The 13,865-nt window shown below is 57.7% G+C and carries 11 protein-coding genes; 4 read left to right on the forward strand and 7 right to left on the reverse strand.

Translation table 11 applies throughout. The annotated features are described in order from the left end of the window. Positions 1-28: 28 nt before the first annotated feature. The gene (locus L861_RS16470) at positions 29-1,201 is read right to left on the reverse strand and encodes a lanthanide ABC transporter ABC transporter substrate-binding protein PedA1 (RefSeq protein ID WP_016417767.1); all 1,173 of its coding nucleotides are present in this window, start codon (positions 1,199-1,201) and stop codon (positions 29-31) included. A gap of 334 nt (positions 1,202-1,535) precedes the next feature. Between L861_RS16470 and pedF the strand changes: the two genes are divergently transcribed. From pedF to L861_RS16485, 3 genes are all read left to right on the forward strand, one after another. Then, complete coding sequence (pedF, locus tag L861_RS16475; RefSeq protein ID WP_016417768.1) at positions 1,536-1,958, forward strand: cytochrome c-550 PedF; 423 nt, start codon at positions 1,536-1,538, stop codon at positions 1,956-1,958. A gap of 39 nt (positions 1,959-1,997) precedes the next feature. Then, positions 1,998-2,942 carry a transporter substrate-binding domain-containing protein gene (locus L861_RS16480; RefSeq protein WP_016417769.1) on the forward strand — a complete coding sequence of 315 codons (945 nt, stop codon included), beginning with the start codon at positions 1,998-2,000 and terminating at the stop codon, positions 2,940-2,942. Between the two features lie 291 nt (positions 2,943-3,233). After that, a complete protein-coding gene (locus L861_RS16485; protein WP_016417770.1) occupies positions 3,234-5,018 on the forward strand; it encodes a PQQ-dependent methanol/ethanol family dehydrogenase in 1,785 nt (594 codons plus the stop codon). 137 nt (positions 5,019-5,155) lie between these two features. On the opposite strand, the gene L861_RS24725 is transcribed toward L861_RS16485, so the two are convergent. After that, positions 5,156-5,302, reverse strand: coding sequence for a hypothetical protein (locus tag L861_RS24725; protein WP_154658840.1), 147 nt, complete (start codon positions 5,300-5,302; stop codon positions 5,156-5,158). A gap of 510 nt (positions 5,303-5,812) precedes the next feature. Here L861_RS24725 and exaC point away from each other — a divergent pair. After that, on the forward strand, positions 5,813-7,333 hold the full coding sequence (gene exaC / locus L861_RS16495; RefSeq protein ID WP_016417773.1) for an acetaldehyde dehydrogenase ExaC: 1,521 nt from the start codon (positions 5,813-5,815) through the stop codon (positions 7,331-7,333). A gap of 94 nt (positions 7,334-7,427) precedes the next feature. On the opposite strand, the gene dauA is transcribed toward exaC, so the two are convergent. The 5 genes from dauA to L861_RS16520 form a co-directional block, all read right to left on the reverse strand. After that, entirely contained in the window at positions 7,428-9,164 is a 1,737-nt protein-coding gene (gene dauA, locus L861_RS16500) for a C4-dicarboxylic acid transporter DauA (RefSeq protein ID WP_016417774.1), read from the reverse strand. 91 nt (positions 9,165-9,255) lie between these two features. Next, positions 9,256-10,026: a copper resistance protein B gene (locus tag L861_RS16505; RefSeq protein WP_016417775.1), complete on the reverse strand. Its 771-nt coding sequence runs from the start codon at positions 10,024-10,026 to the stop codon at positions 9,256-9,258. A gap of 9 nt (positions 10,027-10,035) precedes the next feature. Continuing rightward, entirely contained in the window at positions 10,036-11,811 is a 1,776-nt protein-coding gene (locus L861_RS16510) for a copper resistance system multicopper oxidase (protein ID WP_016417776.1), read from the reverse strand. Between the two features lie 84 nt (positions 11,812-11,895). Beyond that, entirely contained in the window at positions 11,896-13,212 is a 1,317-nt protein-coding gene (locus tag L861_RS16515; RefSeq protein ID WP_016417777.1) for an ATP-binding protein, read from the reverse strand. Further along, on the reverse strand, positions 13,199-13,864 hold the full coding sequence (locus tag L861_RS16520; protein ID WP_016417778.1) for a response regulator transcription factor: 666 nt from the start codon (positions 13,862-13,864) through the stop codon (positions 13,199-13,201). The genes L861_RS16515 and L861_RS16520 overlap by 14 nt, the downstream gene beginning before the upstream one ends. Position 13,865: the final 1 nt, after the last annotated feature.

The following is a 13,865-nucleotide window of genomic DNA, read 5'->3' on the forward strand; positions in this document are numbered from 1 at the left end:
GTTTTTGTGAGGGGGCGTCTCTGGCTGGCTAGGAGTTGATACGACACTCACTTTCCGCTTCGTCAAATCCTAAGGAGTCGAGATCGGTTATTGGGTGAAGAAAACCTTCGATCGGTGTTGTGGAAACGAGTCCTCGGGGATGAACCAATGGTATGGGCTGGCGAAGCTGGCCATTCCATGGACGGTAACTGAGCTTGCGACCTTTGAAAGCCGCCAATTGGAAGTCTTCAGAAAACAGGAAGTCACGAATGCGCTCGGCATTAGCCACATCAAGCTGTGTCACGGCGGTTCCCAGGGAGCGAATAGCGGCCCAAGCGGCATAGTCATCACCATTCATGTCGCGCCCAGCCAACTCGCGAAAGCGGTTTTGCAGCTGGGCCGCTCCCCAGCTTTCCACGACTCGGTGCCAAGCTACCGGTGACATACCTTGCGTACCGACAACCGGCCGAGGTAGCCAGGTATTGAATGGCACGTATTCCCCAAAATCCCCTCGTGTATCGGCCACTACCACAGCATCGTAATCGTTCGCTTGGGTGAACAGTGGTAGTTCCTGTGATGCCGTACGCCGCAGATCAGCATCGAAAGTCCAGGGTTTGTCAGCAACGATGTTCAGGCCGAAGCGAGTGGCCGAGCGGCGAAAGGCGTCTGCCCATGCTCGATCACTATCGGTTGGCCCGGTAATCATGAAAAGCGTCTTCCAGCGTCGCTGATTGAGCCACTGAGCGAGACCATCCGTCAGCATGGCGTAACTGGGCTGAGTATGCAGGACATGGGGTTGACATCCGCCAAGGCGCAGTTCGTCTTCTTTTGCACCAGCATTGAAGACCAAGGCTTTTCCAGCCGTTTTATCCGCCATGGTCTTTAGAGTGGGTGCTGGCACCCGGAGTATGAAAAGCTCGATGCCTTGGCGCATCATGCTCTCCAGAACTTCCTGAGCCTGTTCTTCGGATTTTGCTATTCGAGATTCCAGGAGGTAATGATGACCCAGGAAGCCTCCAGTGGTGTTGTTATCTTCAATCGCTAACTCGGCACCACGCAGCCCGGTGTCTTCCGGTTCGGGGATAACGTTCGAAAGGACAGGTCCCTGATCAGGAGTCCATTGGATATAGCCGATGCGGATATCCATTCCCAAGGCAGTCAGAGGCGCTGACAGAAAACACGCGAATAACGTGGCCATGAGGGCTTTGGGGATAATACGCATGGGAGCCTCTCTACTTGTCGTTATGACCACGAGCTTAGATAAGGGTTGGGGGGGCTGAAATATTCAGAAAGTCGCAATACACCTGTACGAAAGAACTATTTCCTACGTCCAATGCGCTGTTAATAGGCATAAAGTTGTCGTCAACGGATCAGTCATCGATTGCCTTCCTGCTTTAGCGTTTCTTCCTCGAGACTACTACCAAGGAACAAGTTTGGAGGCCTGAAAGTGGCATTCTGAGAAGGAGAGAGGATTTCTAGACTCGAGGACAAGATGCCGACCATTCCATTGATAAAGATAGGGCGGCCCTCTGATAACCAACGCAAAGGTAATCGGTATGACAGTTTCTACTCCACTCAAAGCATGTGTTGCTGCCAGCCTGTTTGGGTGGGCAGCGCTGGTCATGGGCCACGGTGACGTGACGCCACAACCGGTGGATACCGGTAATCTGCCTGAGCTGGGCACCGAACCGTTGTCGGAAAACCCTTTTCGGGAAGGTAACGAGCACGGCGAGTACAACGAACAGGCCATCAAGGTCGGGGAAAGTGGTTATGCCGGTAATTGTGCGGGTTGCCATGGTATCCAGGCCATGTCGGGAGGCCTGACACCCGATTTGCGCGAACTTGAAGAGTGGGACGACGAATACTTCATCGGTCGAGTCCGCAATGGAACCGACAGGGGAATGCCTTCTTTCAAGAATAACTTGGACCAGAACGCTATCTGGGCGATCAAGACTTATATCGAATCCGTCAAGGAGTGACGCGCTAGTTCAATGAGAACGAGGGAAGGGGAAAATGCCATGTGGCCGACCCGATGTTTCGCAGTCCTGACATTGATGCTGGTTTCATTAGTACTAAGCACCTTCGTCAATGCAAACGAGTCGATCCTCGACCGTGCCCCTGAACGGACCTATGACATCGTCATCGAGTCGGGCTTCCTGAATGTCGGGGTCTATCGTGACTTTCCCCCTTATTCCTATGAGAAAGATGGAGAGCCGTTTGGTGTCGATGTCGATATCGGCAAGAAGATTGCAGAGGGGCTAGGGGTAGAGTTCCGTGTGCATTGGATTACACCTGATGAAACACTGGAGGACGATCTTCGAAACAATGTCTGGAAAGGACATTATCTGGCAAAGCGCCGTATTGCCGATGTCATGATGCGGGTACCGTATGACAAGAAGTACGCCTATATGCGGGATTCCACTGGCGAGGTCATCAATGAGCAGGTGGTGATGTTTGGCCCCTATCAACAAGAGCAGTGGCAGATCGCTTATGACTCGGATGCCGTCGATTCGGTAGGAACGGTGGCGGTGTTTCAATACCACCCTATCGGTGTGGAAATTGACACCTTGCCAGCAACCTACCTGACGTCCGCCTTCGGCGGCAGGCTTCGAGACAAGACTCACCACTTTTCCAACATCGGCCAGGCTTTCCAGGCGATGGCAGAGAGAGAGGTGAGTGCGGTCATGGGGATGCGTGCCGAAATCGACTACGAACTGGGTGTCCATCCCAACCGAGGCTTTGCTGTGGCAGATAATGGATTCCCGGGAATGGGAAAGCAGGTTTGGGATGTCGGTATGGCGGTCAAGAACACGCATCGGCAACTGGGATATGCCATCGAGGAGATCGTAGACCGCATGGTTCGGGAAGGTGAAATGGCAGAAATCTTCGAGCGACATGGGCTTCGCTACAGTATGCCGGCCTTCTATGAAGAGGTGCTGGTGACTAGCGATGGAGAGGCATAGTTGTGAGGATGGTGGGTGGTTAACTTGGCATTGATGAGTAAAGCGATGAAAAGTTGGCACTTGTTTTGTTATCTGAATAGCCGGTAGAAATCACTACACCATCGCAAGAAACCCGTGGAGCGTATCCACGGGTTTCTTGCTTTTGAAAGGTCTTACTACCAAGTGAGTAAAGAAGTCGTTCCGGGGTTTAATTGTTGCCTGATGTGTTGCCAACAACAATCACCCTAGAGGCGGGAAGAGTTCCCGGTTCGCTGCAGAAACTTGACAACAAGAGAGTGGGAGCGAGCAACCATGAGATCGAACCCTATCGGTAGACAGTTTGCTGTCAGTACCATTGCGCTGGCTGTTTCTTTCGGTGCTCATGCAGTCACCGATGAAGATATCCTGAACGATCATAATACCGCCGATGATGTGGTCAGTTACGGAATGGGGGTTCAAGGACAGCGATTCAGTACCCTTGATATTCTGAATACGGACAACGTCAAGTCCCTGCAGCCGGTCTGGGCATTTTCCTTCGGTGGTGAAAAGATGCGTGGCCAGGAGTCCCAGCCTTTGATAAAGGATGGGGTGATGTACGTGACGGCATCTTACTCACGTGCTTACGCGATCGATGCCAAGACTGGGGAAGAGGTTTGGCAGTACGAGGCACGCCTCCCGGATGGGATCATGCCGTGTTGTGACGTGATCAATCGTGGCGGGGCGTTGTATGAAGATCTGTTCATCTTCGCGACCCTCGATGCCAAGCTCGTTGCCTTGAACAAGGATACCGGTAAGGTGGTATGGATCAAGGAGGTGGCAGATTATCAGGAAGGGTACTCTATTACTGCCGCTCCTATTATCGTGAAGGGCAAACTGATCACCGGCGTATCCGGCGGCGAGTTCGGTATCGTCGGCAAGATTGAGGCATACGACCCGACCAGTGGTGACAAGTTGTGGACTCGCCCGACCGTCGAGGGCCATATGGGCTATGTCTACCAGGATGGAGAGGCCATCGAGAATGGCATCTCTGGCGGAGAAGCCGGCAAGACCTGGCCTGGCGACATGTGGAAGACCGGCGGCGCTGCCACCTGGTTAGGGGGGACCTACGATCCGGAAACCGATACGTTGTTCTTCGGTACCGGCAACCCTGCGCCCTGGAACTCTCATCTGCGCCCTGGGGATAACCTGTTTTCTTCATCGCGACTGGCGATAGATCCCGACGACGGAAGCATCAAGTGGCACTTCCAGACCACGCCCAATGATGGCTGGGATTATGATGGCGTCAACGAACTGATCTCCTTCGATTACGAAGAAAACGGTGAGGTCATCAAGGCAGCTGCCACCGCCGACCGTAATGGTTTCTTTTATGTGCTCGATCGCACCAACGGTAGCTTCATCCGTGGCTTCCCCTTCGTCGATGAGATCTCTTGGGCCGAAGGGCTCGACGAGAATGGCCGACCGATCTACACCGATGACGGTCGCCCGGGTAACCCGGCCGATGTCGATAGTGAGAAGGGAGAACCGGTAGTGGCTCAGCCGGCATTCCTGGGTGGTAAGAACTGGATGCCCATGGCCTACAATCAGGATACGGAGTTGTTCTATGTTCCCTCCAATGAGTGGGCCATGGATATCTGGAATGAGCCCGTCTCCTACAAGAAGGGAGCAGCCTATCTTGGGGCCGGCTTCACCATCAAACCTGCCAACGATGAATATATCGGTGTTCTCAGAGCCATCGATCCTAAGACGGGCGAGGAAGTCTGGCGCTACGAGAACCGTGCTCCCCTGTGGGGCGGTGTCATGACCACGTCAGGCAATCTGGTCTTTACCGGTACCCCGGAAGGCTATCTAAAAGCGTTCGATGCGACGACCGGCGAGGAATTGTATCGCTTCAATACCGGTTCCGGCGTCGTTGGCACGCCTATCACCTGGAGCATGGATGGCGAACAATATGTCTCCATCACCTCAGGTTGGGGTGGTGCCGTACCGCTGTGGGGTGGTGAGGTTGCCAAGGTCGTCAAGAACTTCAACCAGGGCGGCATGCTATGGACCTTCAAGTTGCCGAAGGAGGCCGCGAGCCAGGATGTGGCCAGTCGCTGAGTGATGTATGGCCCGGAACGTTTCGGGCCACTTTTGCAAGAACTGACGAAAGAACGGCTGCCGTGGTGCCATGGCAGCCGTTCTTTCGTATGCCCCGATGGGACGAGATCCACGGCATTCCGATTACGGCCGTCATATTAGATGAGCCAGGCCGAGCGTTTCCTTTTCATGCTGCAAACAATCACTGAACGGGTCTCCACTTCGATGACAGTGTCAGGGCGGAACATGCACAGTGCCAGCATCAAGGCTTGGGCAGGAGTACGGGTAAGGGGGAATCTGGACATGCTGAGGTGCTCCCATTCAGTAGCGAACCCTGCATCCTGCATGATTGTCCTGGTATTGCTGTTAGAGCGCTCAATGCGCATCGACTCATGGAGATAGCTTAGGCATGAGAGGGAATTTTCCGACATATGACGATGGTCGCGGCTGACTACTACTTGAGGCTCGCGATGAGGGTGGTATTCCGCATGACGAGCGGCTTGTACCTTGACTCCATGCTTGCAGGCATGGGGGGGCAGTGTCCCTTCTCGGTGGCATCTTCACGCTTCTAAACTCCTTGGAATTGCGACCAAGGGAGGAGGGAAATTGCACCTAGAGTGTTGTTGAGGAGGAGGCTGAGTTCACCAAGACTGAATGGACCGCGTAGGCAGCATTTGGTGCGCGACTGTGAGTCTACGACCAAAGAACGCTGTCGTTTCCCCCTAGGCAGCATGGGGCGGCAGTCAGACTTCGCTACGCTCTAAACCAGGTCCATTCATCGGACCCCATGATTCTAACAGGCAGGAGTGCACGTCATGATCTACGCCAACCCCGGTAGTGCAGGATCGGTCGTTTCCTTCGACAAGCGCTATGGCAACTATATCGGTGGCGAGTTCGTCGCCCCGGTCAAGGGTCAGTATTTCGATAACGTCAGCCCCGTCAACGGCGAGGTATTCTGCGAGATCCCACGTTCCACGGCGGAAGACATCGAACTCGCGCTTGACGCAGCCCATGAGGCCGCTCCCGCCTGGGGCAAGACCTCAGCGACCGAGCGCAGCAACATCCTGCTCAAGATTGCCGATCGTCTCGAACAGAACCTGGAAATGCTCGCCGTGGCCGAGACCTGGGACAACGGCAAGGCGGTACGTGAGACGCTCAACGCCGACCTCCCGCTGGCAGTCGATCACTTCCGCTATTTCGCCGGTTGTATCCGCGCCCAGGAAGGCACAGTGGCGGACATCGACGCCAACACCGTCTCCTACCACTTCCACGAGCCGCTAGGCGTGGTGGGGCAGATCATTCCCTGGAACTTCCCGATCCTGATGGCCGTCTGGAAGCTCGGCCCGGCGCTGGCCGCCGGAAACTGTGTGGTACTGAAGCCCGCCGAGCAGACCCCGGTATCCATCCTCAAGGTGATGGAACTGATCGGCGACCTGCTTCCCCCGGGCGTGGTCAACATCGTCAACGGCTACGGCGCCGAAGCCGGCCAGGCACTGGCCACCAGCAAGCGTATCGCCAAGATCGCCTTCACCGGTTCGACCCCAGTCGGCTCGCACATCCTCAAGTGTGCCGCCGAGAACATAATTCCCTCCACCGTGGAACTGGGCGGCAAGTCGCCGAACATCTACTTCGCCGACATCATGGACGCCGAGCCGGAGTTCATCGACAAGGCGGCCGAAGGTCTGGTACTGGCCTTCTTCAACCAAGGTGAGGTATGTACCTGCCCGTCACGGGCGTTGATCCAGGAAAGCATCTACGAGCCGTTCATGGCCCGGGTCATGGAGCGGGTCAAGACCATCAAGCGTGGTAACCCGCTGGATACTGACGTCCAGGTCGGCGCCCAGGCGTCCCAGGAGCAGTTCGACAAGATCATGTCCTACATGGACATCGCCCGGGAGGAGGGTGCCGAGTTCCTCACCGGTGGCGACAAGGAGAGCTTCGATCCGGCGTACGACAAGGGGTATTACATCCAGCCAACATTGCTCAAGGGCAACAACAAGATGCGCGTGTTCCAAGAGGAGATCTTCGGTCCGGTGGTGGCGGTGACCACCTTCAAAGACGAAGCGGAAGCGCTGGCGATCGCCAACGACACCGAGTTCGGTCTCGGTGCCGGCGTATGGAGTCGTGACATGAACATCGCCTTCCGCATGGGGCGCAGCATCCAGGCCGGCCGGGTGTGGACCAACTGTTACCACCAGTATCCGGCACATGCCGCCTTCGGTGGCTACAAGAAGTCCGGTGTGGGCCGTGAAACTCACAAGGTGGCGCTGGAACACTACCAGCAAACCAAGAATTTGTTGGTGAGTTATGACACCAACCCTCTCGGCTTCTTTTAACGCAAACGTGACTCTCTCGTGAAGGCAGCAGTGTGGTGTTGACAGTGAGAGCTTGGGGCGTCGACTGCGGTCGCGCCCTTTTTTTGCAGTGCGTTCAGTGATGGATTGCCAGCCATTTCGATGCCAGTCGCTTGGCATGTCCGGCTTCGCGTACCCAGGCCAGCCGTCCTACCTCACGTTTTATGCCGTCGCGTTTGAGTTTCATCAGCAGCCGCGCTGGCAGGCCAACCAGGATAAGGCCGATTCGCTGGGCGTGGAGCTCGTCGACCAGGGTATGCAGGGCGACGATGGCGGTGGAATCGAGACTCGGGACATCCCGCATGTCGAGTATGATCACACGTACCTCGCGGTCGACCATACGTAGCGAGGCCACCGCCTTCTCGGCGGCTCCGAAGAACAGCGGGCCGTTGACATCGTAGACTGCCACCTGGTGAGGCAGGTCACGTGCCAGATCATGCTCGTCGGCGGTGAGTCGTCGGGTGTGAGTGAGCTTGGCCATGCGACGAATGAACAACGCGGCGGCGAGCCCTACGCCAACCGCTACTGCCAATACCATGTCGAATATCACGGTGAGGGAGAAGCAGATCACCAGGATGGCCACATCGCTACCGGGCGCACTCTTCAAGGTATGCACGAAGTGACGCGCTTCGCTCATATTCCAGGCGATGATGAACAGCAGTGCGGCCAGTGCCGCCATTGGGACCAAGCCCAGGATGCCTGCCAGTGCCACCACGGTCAGGAGTACCACCAATGAGTGCACTATCGCAGCGATTGGCGAACGGGCGCCGCTGCGGATATTGGTGGCGGTGCGTGCCAGGGCGGCGGTGGCAGTGATGCCGCCGAAGAAGGGGACCACCATGTTGCCGATACCTTGGCCGATCAGTTCAGCATTGGGGTCGTGGCGGGTACGGGTCAGGCCGTCGGCGACCACGGCGCATAGCAGCGATTCGATGGCGGCCAGCATAGCGATGGCGAAAGCGGGCCCCAGCAGTTCACGGATCAGTGCAAAATCGATCGTGAGTGGGGTGCCGTCTGCGTCGGGCAATTGCCAGGGCCAGGTCAAGGTAGGAGGAAGAGGTGGAATGCCGTTGCCCGATTGGCCCAGGTATTCCCAATGGAAACGTGAGGCGATGGTGTCCACCTCGAGGCCGAATTGGGTCGCGGCAAGTGCCACCAAGGTGCCCACAGCCAGACCAACCAGTGGGGCGGGAACCGGCAGTTTCAGCTGTGGCCACAGAATCAGGGTTGCCAAGGTCACCAAGCCGATGCCGAGCTCAGCAGGAGCTAGACTGGGTAGCGCGCGGATGATGGCAAAGAGGTTATCCAGCGTGCTTTCACCCAGAGTGACACCTGCCAGGCCAAAGAAATCGGGAAGTTGCAGTAGGGCGATGACCACGCCAATGCCGGCGGTGAAACCCAGCACGACTGGGTAAGGAATGAACTGGATCAGGTTGCCCAAGCGCGAGAGTCCCAGCGCCACCAGGATCATACCCGCCATCAGGGTGGCAATCAGAAGTCCGCCAATACCGTGATTGGCGACGATAGGGAAAAGGATGACCACGAAAGCGGCAGTGGGGCCGGAGATATTGAAGCGCGAACCGCCAGTCAGGGCGATGATGGCGCCGGCAACAATAGCCGTATAGAGACCGTGCTGTGGGGGAACACCAGTAGCAATGGCCAGTGCCATGGACAGCGGCACCGCGATGATACCGATGGTCAGGCCTGCCAGGAGGTCATGCCGCAGGTCGGCGAGTCCATATCCCTCGCGCCAGGTATGGAACAAGGCCACACCAGGTCTGGGGAACGGGGAAGAGGAGGAAGGCTTGGCCATGGCGGGTGAGTCCTGCGACGATGAAACGAGATGTTACGTTAATCCCGAATATTGCGGCGCCGCAAGCCCACCCTTCTAACTAGCTTGACGTTCAGAACATCAGCCTGACGCCGGCAACGACGCCCGTATCTTCTGTAGGATCGCCCTGCACTTGGGCCAGGTCGGCAGTGCCGCTATAGCGCTTTTCCCAGTAACCGCCGATATAGGGCGCGAACTTGCGGGTGATCTCATAACGCAATCGCAGGCCGGCGCGTATCGAATTGAGGCCTTCCCCGACACCGAACTCTTCGACCTCACTGCCAGCGACGACAAGCTCTGTACGCGGTTGCAGGAAGAGCCGTTGGGTTAGGCGAAGGTCATGTTCGGCCTCGAAGCTCGCCGAGACATCGCCTTCATCGCTTACACGCAGGGCAATATCGGTTTCGATCCGGTAGGGGGCCAAGCCCTGCAGGGCAATCACACCGAAATAGCGCTCGGGGTGATCGTCCGAGGCAATGCCGCCTTGATAACCGATGCCGCCCTGGAGCTCCCAGAAGTCGTTGATCAGCCGGCTGTAGAGCAGGTCGAGTGATTCGAACTCGGCATCCTCGCCATCGCCCTGCACGTTCTCGCCTTCGCTCTTGAGATATAGCCGGTTGATGTCGCCGCCATACCACGCCTGGAAGTCCCATACCAAGGCCTTTTCGCCCTTGTCGGGGACGGCATACTCGAGACGGTCGATGAGCACCGACCCCAGAAGATGCTCCTCCATCGGTGAAGGCCAGTCGTCCGGAGCATCGTAGCCATCCTCGGCATAAACTCCTGTCATCGTCAGCATGGTCAAGAAGGAGCAAGTCACCATCAGTACGTTCCTGGTATTCATGAAGACTCCTTACGAAACCTTGACGACTCGGAACATGCCGGCGTCCATGTGATAGAGAAGATGACAGTGGAAGGCCCAGCTACCTTCGGCATCAGCAGTGATCAGGGCCGAGATGCGCTCTCCCGGCTTGACGTTGATAGTGTGCTTGCGAGGAATCAGTTCACCGGCACCGTTTTCCAGTTCCATCCACATGCCATGCAGATGGATGGGATGCTCCATCATGGTGTCGTTGATCAGGATCAGCCGCAGGCGCTCGTCCTTGCGGAAGTGGATGGGACCGGAGACCTCGCTGAACTTCTTACCGTCGAAGGACCACATATAGCGTTCCATGTTGCCGGTCAGGTGTAATTCCAGCTCGCGCTCGGGCTCACGACGGTCAGGCCATGGCAAGAAGGACTTGAGGTCGCTGTAGAGCAGCACGCGGCGCTCGCCAGGATCGAAGCCGATACCGGCATGATCGTACTGGGAGCCGGGCTGGGCGGCCCCGGCGGGAAGCATTGCTCCCGCTTCTGCTCCAGAAGACGATGCTTCGCCCATGTCCGCCATGGTGGAGTGATCCATCCTGCTCATACCGGAGTGGTCCATGTCGCTCATGCTGGAGTGGTTCATGCCACCCATATTCGCGTGGTCCATACCACCGTGTGCCCCCATTGCTTCCATGCCGCGATCGGCGATCCGCCGGCGCTCCGGGATGGATGCCACCATGCCCAGGCGTGGTGCCAGGGTGCCACGGGCGTAGCCGCTGCGGTCCATGGCTTCGGCAAATAGCGTGTAGGCGGTATCGGCTTCGGGGGCGACGAGCACGTCGTAGGTTTCGGCGACGCCAATGCGGAACTCGTCGACGGGCACGGGCTGTACCGGTTGGCCATCGGCAGCCACCACGGTCATTTTCAGGCCAGGAATGCGTACGTCGAAGTAGCTCATCGCCGAACCATTGATTACTCGCAGGCGGATCCGCTCGCCGGGCTTGAACAGGGCAGTCCAGTTCTCGCCCGGAGCATGGCCGTTGAGCAGGTAGGTATAGGTGCTGCCGGTGACGTCGGCAATATCGCGGGAACTCATTCGCATCTGGGCCCACATGGCACGCATCTGCGCGGTTTCCTTGAAGCCGTTCTCGCGCACGTCGGCCAGGAAATCGGCAATGGTGCGCTCCTGGTAGTTGTAATAGCCCTCGCCAGTCTTCAGGTTGCGGAAGATACTGGCAGGATCTTCGAAGCTCCAGTCGGTAAGTAGCAGCACGTGCTCGCGGTCATAGCGGAAGGGTTCCCGCTCTGCAGCATCGATGATCAGTGGGCCGGCATGGCCGAGCTGTTCCTGCAGCCCCGAGTGGCTGTGATACCAGTAGGTACCGTGCTGGCAGACCGGGAAGCGGTAGGTGAAGGTTTCGCCTGGGCCGATGCCGGCGAAGCTGATACCCGGTACGCCATCCATCTCTGTCGGCAGGATCAAGCCATGCCAATGAATGGAGGTCGGTTCGTCGAGTAGGTTGGTGACCCGCAGTACCGCGTCCTGTCCTTCCTTGAGGCGAAGCAAAGGGCCGGGACTGGTGCCATTGATGCAGATCGGACGAGCCTCCCGCCCATTGATGGGCAGATTTCGTCGACGAATATCCAGGGCGATCTCGGGTCCATCGACTACGCCTTGTGGGTAGAGGTTGCTCTGACCCCAAGGGTTGGCCCAGGCTGGAGTCAGCCCCGAGGCGGCGGAACCCAGTCCCAGAGCGGCACCGCCTTTGAGAATCTGGCGACGTGTTAAAGAAAGCGAAGGGGGGGGCGAGGTTGCCATGCGCGATTCCTGTCCAAACCTGACATTTTGGAATCGATATTGGCCTGGCAAGCTGAAAGCAGGCTGAAAGTGGAGGTAGAAAGATCAAGCTTCGGGCAAGGTGATCACGACACGCAGCCCACCCAAGGACGAGGCCTGAAAGTGCAGGCTGCCGGTATACTGGCCGACCAGTTGGCGCAGAATGGACAGACCCAGCCCATGGCCGGGACGGCCTTCGTCAAGTCTCATGCCACGCCTGCCGAGTTGAGGGATCTCATCCGGCGGGACACCAGGGCCATCGTCTTCGACGGTGATGGTCAACGATGCCGCCATCTCGAGACAGCAGCGCACATCACGCTTGGACCACTTGCCAGCATTGTCGAGTACGATGCCCAGCATCTCGGTGAAATCCAGGCGTTCGACGTTCACGCTGGTTTCCACCATCGGCGCGACTTCGAGGTGGAAGGACTTGTCGGGATACAGGGCGTCGAACATGTCGATCAACTGCTCGGTCTCGCGCCGGATGACGGTTCGCTGACCGGCGTAGGGGCCAGCGATACGCGAACGGCGCAATTCGGCTTCGAGCTGGGAGTGCATGTCTTCCAGGCGATGCAGCATTTTTATGCGACGTTCGCTATCGATGGGTCGGGAGCCCCGCAATACCTGGGTGACGGCGGCCAGAGGGGTCTTGAGGGCATGTGACAGATTGGCGAGAGATTCACGGGAGCGTCTGAGCCGTTTGTCATGATCATCCATGAAGCGGTTGAGCTGCGCTACCAAGTCATCGAGCTCGGAGGGAGTGCCGAGGTGGAGTCGCTCGCGGTTCCCCGACTGCAGCTCGTCAAGCTGCCGTTGCAGCCAGGACAATGGCCGCAAGCCACGGTTGACGGCAACCAGATTGAGTGTGGCCAGCAGCGCCAGCAGCAGACCGGCGATGCCTCCCACCCACCAGTGAAGCGTTGCCAGCCCTGCTTCCACTTGAGCGAAATCCTCACCAATCAACAGTACGCCCGTGTGGCCACCGAAGGAGAATGTCCGGCGATAGACCAGTAACCGCTGATCCCCCCACTCTACGTCGACGAGGGTGTCGTCGTCTCCGTTCAGGTAAGGTTTCAGGGGCGCCAACCAACGGGGATGCGAGGTGGTGATGTCACCATCCAGCTCGACGACATAGAGATGATGGAATACCTGCGATGCCGGATTGCTCGAATCCAGCCACGTGGGAGGTAAGAGTTGACCCTGGCGAAGACGCTGCAGCGTATGCTCCGCTTCCTGGCGCAAGCGGTCGCCGAGAAAGTCCCGGGCAAGGTCATGGAGCAGGATTCCGTGCAATAACCAAGTGATTCCGACCACGATCAAGGCCACACCACCCAGCCAGGTAAGCAGGCGGAAGCGCAGGCTGCGCCGATCAATGCGAAACAAGCACGTACCCCTGGCCGCGCCGCGTCTGGATGATGTGCTTGCCAAGTCTCCGGCGTAGGCGACCGATATAGACTTCCACCAGATTCGGTGCGGCAGCATCCTGTTCTAGCGCATAGAGTTGGTCGAGCAGTTGCGATTTAGAGTGCACGCGGTCGGGATGATGCATCAGGTAACGCAGCAGCCGATACTCGGTGGCCGTCAGGACCTGCCAGGTAGCGCCATCGATACTGACCTGCTGCGTATGTTCGTCTAACTGGACCCCATTGACAGTCAATATCTGGGCCAAGGAGCCCGATTGTCGCCTAAGCAGGGCGTGCAATCTGGCGAGCAATTCGGCTTCGTGAAACGGCTTGGTCAGGTAGTCGTCGGCGCCGCGACGCAGACCGATGACTTTGTCTTCCCAGGTGTCGCGGGCGGTGAGCGCCAGGATGGGCAAGCGGTGCCCCCGTTCGCGCCAGCGCTGCAACAGATCGAGGCCCGAACCATCGGGCAAGCCGAGATCGAGGATGGCTAGAGCATACTCCTCCGTCGCCATCAACGACTCGGCCACGCGGATGCTGGAGGCCGAATCGACGCTATAACCCGAGTCTTCCAAGGTTTCCGTCAGGCTCTCGGCCAGCAAATCGTCGTCTTCGAGAAGCAACAGCTTCATG

The sequence above is a fragment of the Litchfieldella anticariensis FP35 = DSM 16096 genome (assembly GCF_000409775.1).
GTDB classification, from domain to species: Bacteria; Pseudomonadota; Gammaproteobacteria; order Pseudomonadales; family Halomonadaceae; genus Litchfieldella; species Litchfieldella anticariensis.

What these genes read in the sequence shown, in the direction of transcription:
- L861_RS16470 (WP_016417767.1), bottom strand. Translation starts at nt 1,201, where the DNA reads ATGCGTATTATCCCCAAAGCCCTCATGGCCACGTTATTCGCGTGTTTT.
- pedF (WP_016417768.1), top strand. Translation starts at nt 1,536, where the DNA reads ATGACAGTTTCTACTCCACTCAAAGCATGTGTTGCTGCCAGCCTGTTT.
- L861_RS16480 (WP_016417769.1), top strand. Translation starts at nt 1,998, where the DNA reads ATGTGGCCGACCCGATGTTTCGCAGTCCTGACATTGATGCTGGTTTCA.
- L861_RS16485 (WP_016417770.1), top strand. Translation starts at nt 3,234, where the DNA reads ATGAGATCGAACCCTATCGGTAGACAGTTTGCTGTCAGTACCATTGCG.
- L861_RS24725 (WP_154658840.1), bottom strand. Translation starts at nt 5,302, where the DNA reads ATGTCCAGATTCCCCCTTACCCGTACTCCTGCCCAAGCCTTGATGCTG.
- exaC (WP_016417773.1), top strand. Translation starts at nt 5,813, where the DNA reads ATGATCTACGCCAACCCCGGTAGTGCAGGATCGGTCGTTTCCTTCGAC.
- dauA (WP_016417774.1), bottom strand. Translation starts at nt 9,164, where the DNA reads ATGGCCAAGCCTTCCTCCTCTTCCCCGTTCCCCAGACCTGGTGTGGCC.
- L861_RS16505 (WP_016417775.1), bottom strand. Translation starts at nt 10,026, where the DNA reads ATGAATACCAGGAACGTACTGATGGTGACTTGCTCCTTCTTGACCATG.
- L861_RS16510 (WP_016417776.1), bottom strand. Translation starts at nt 11,811, where the DNA reads ATGGCAACCTCGCCCCCCCCTTCGCTTTCTTTAACACGTCGCCAGATT.
- L861_RS16520 (WP_016417778.1), bottom strand. Translation starts at nt 13,864, where the DNA reads ATGAAGCTGTTGCTTCTCGAAGACGACGATTTGCTGGCCGAGAGCCTG.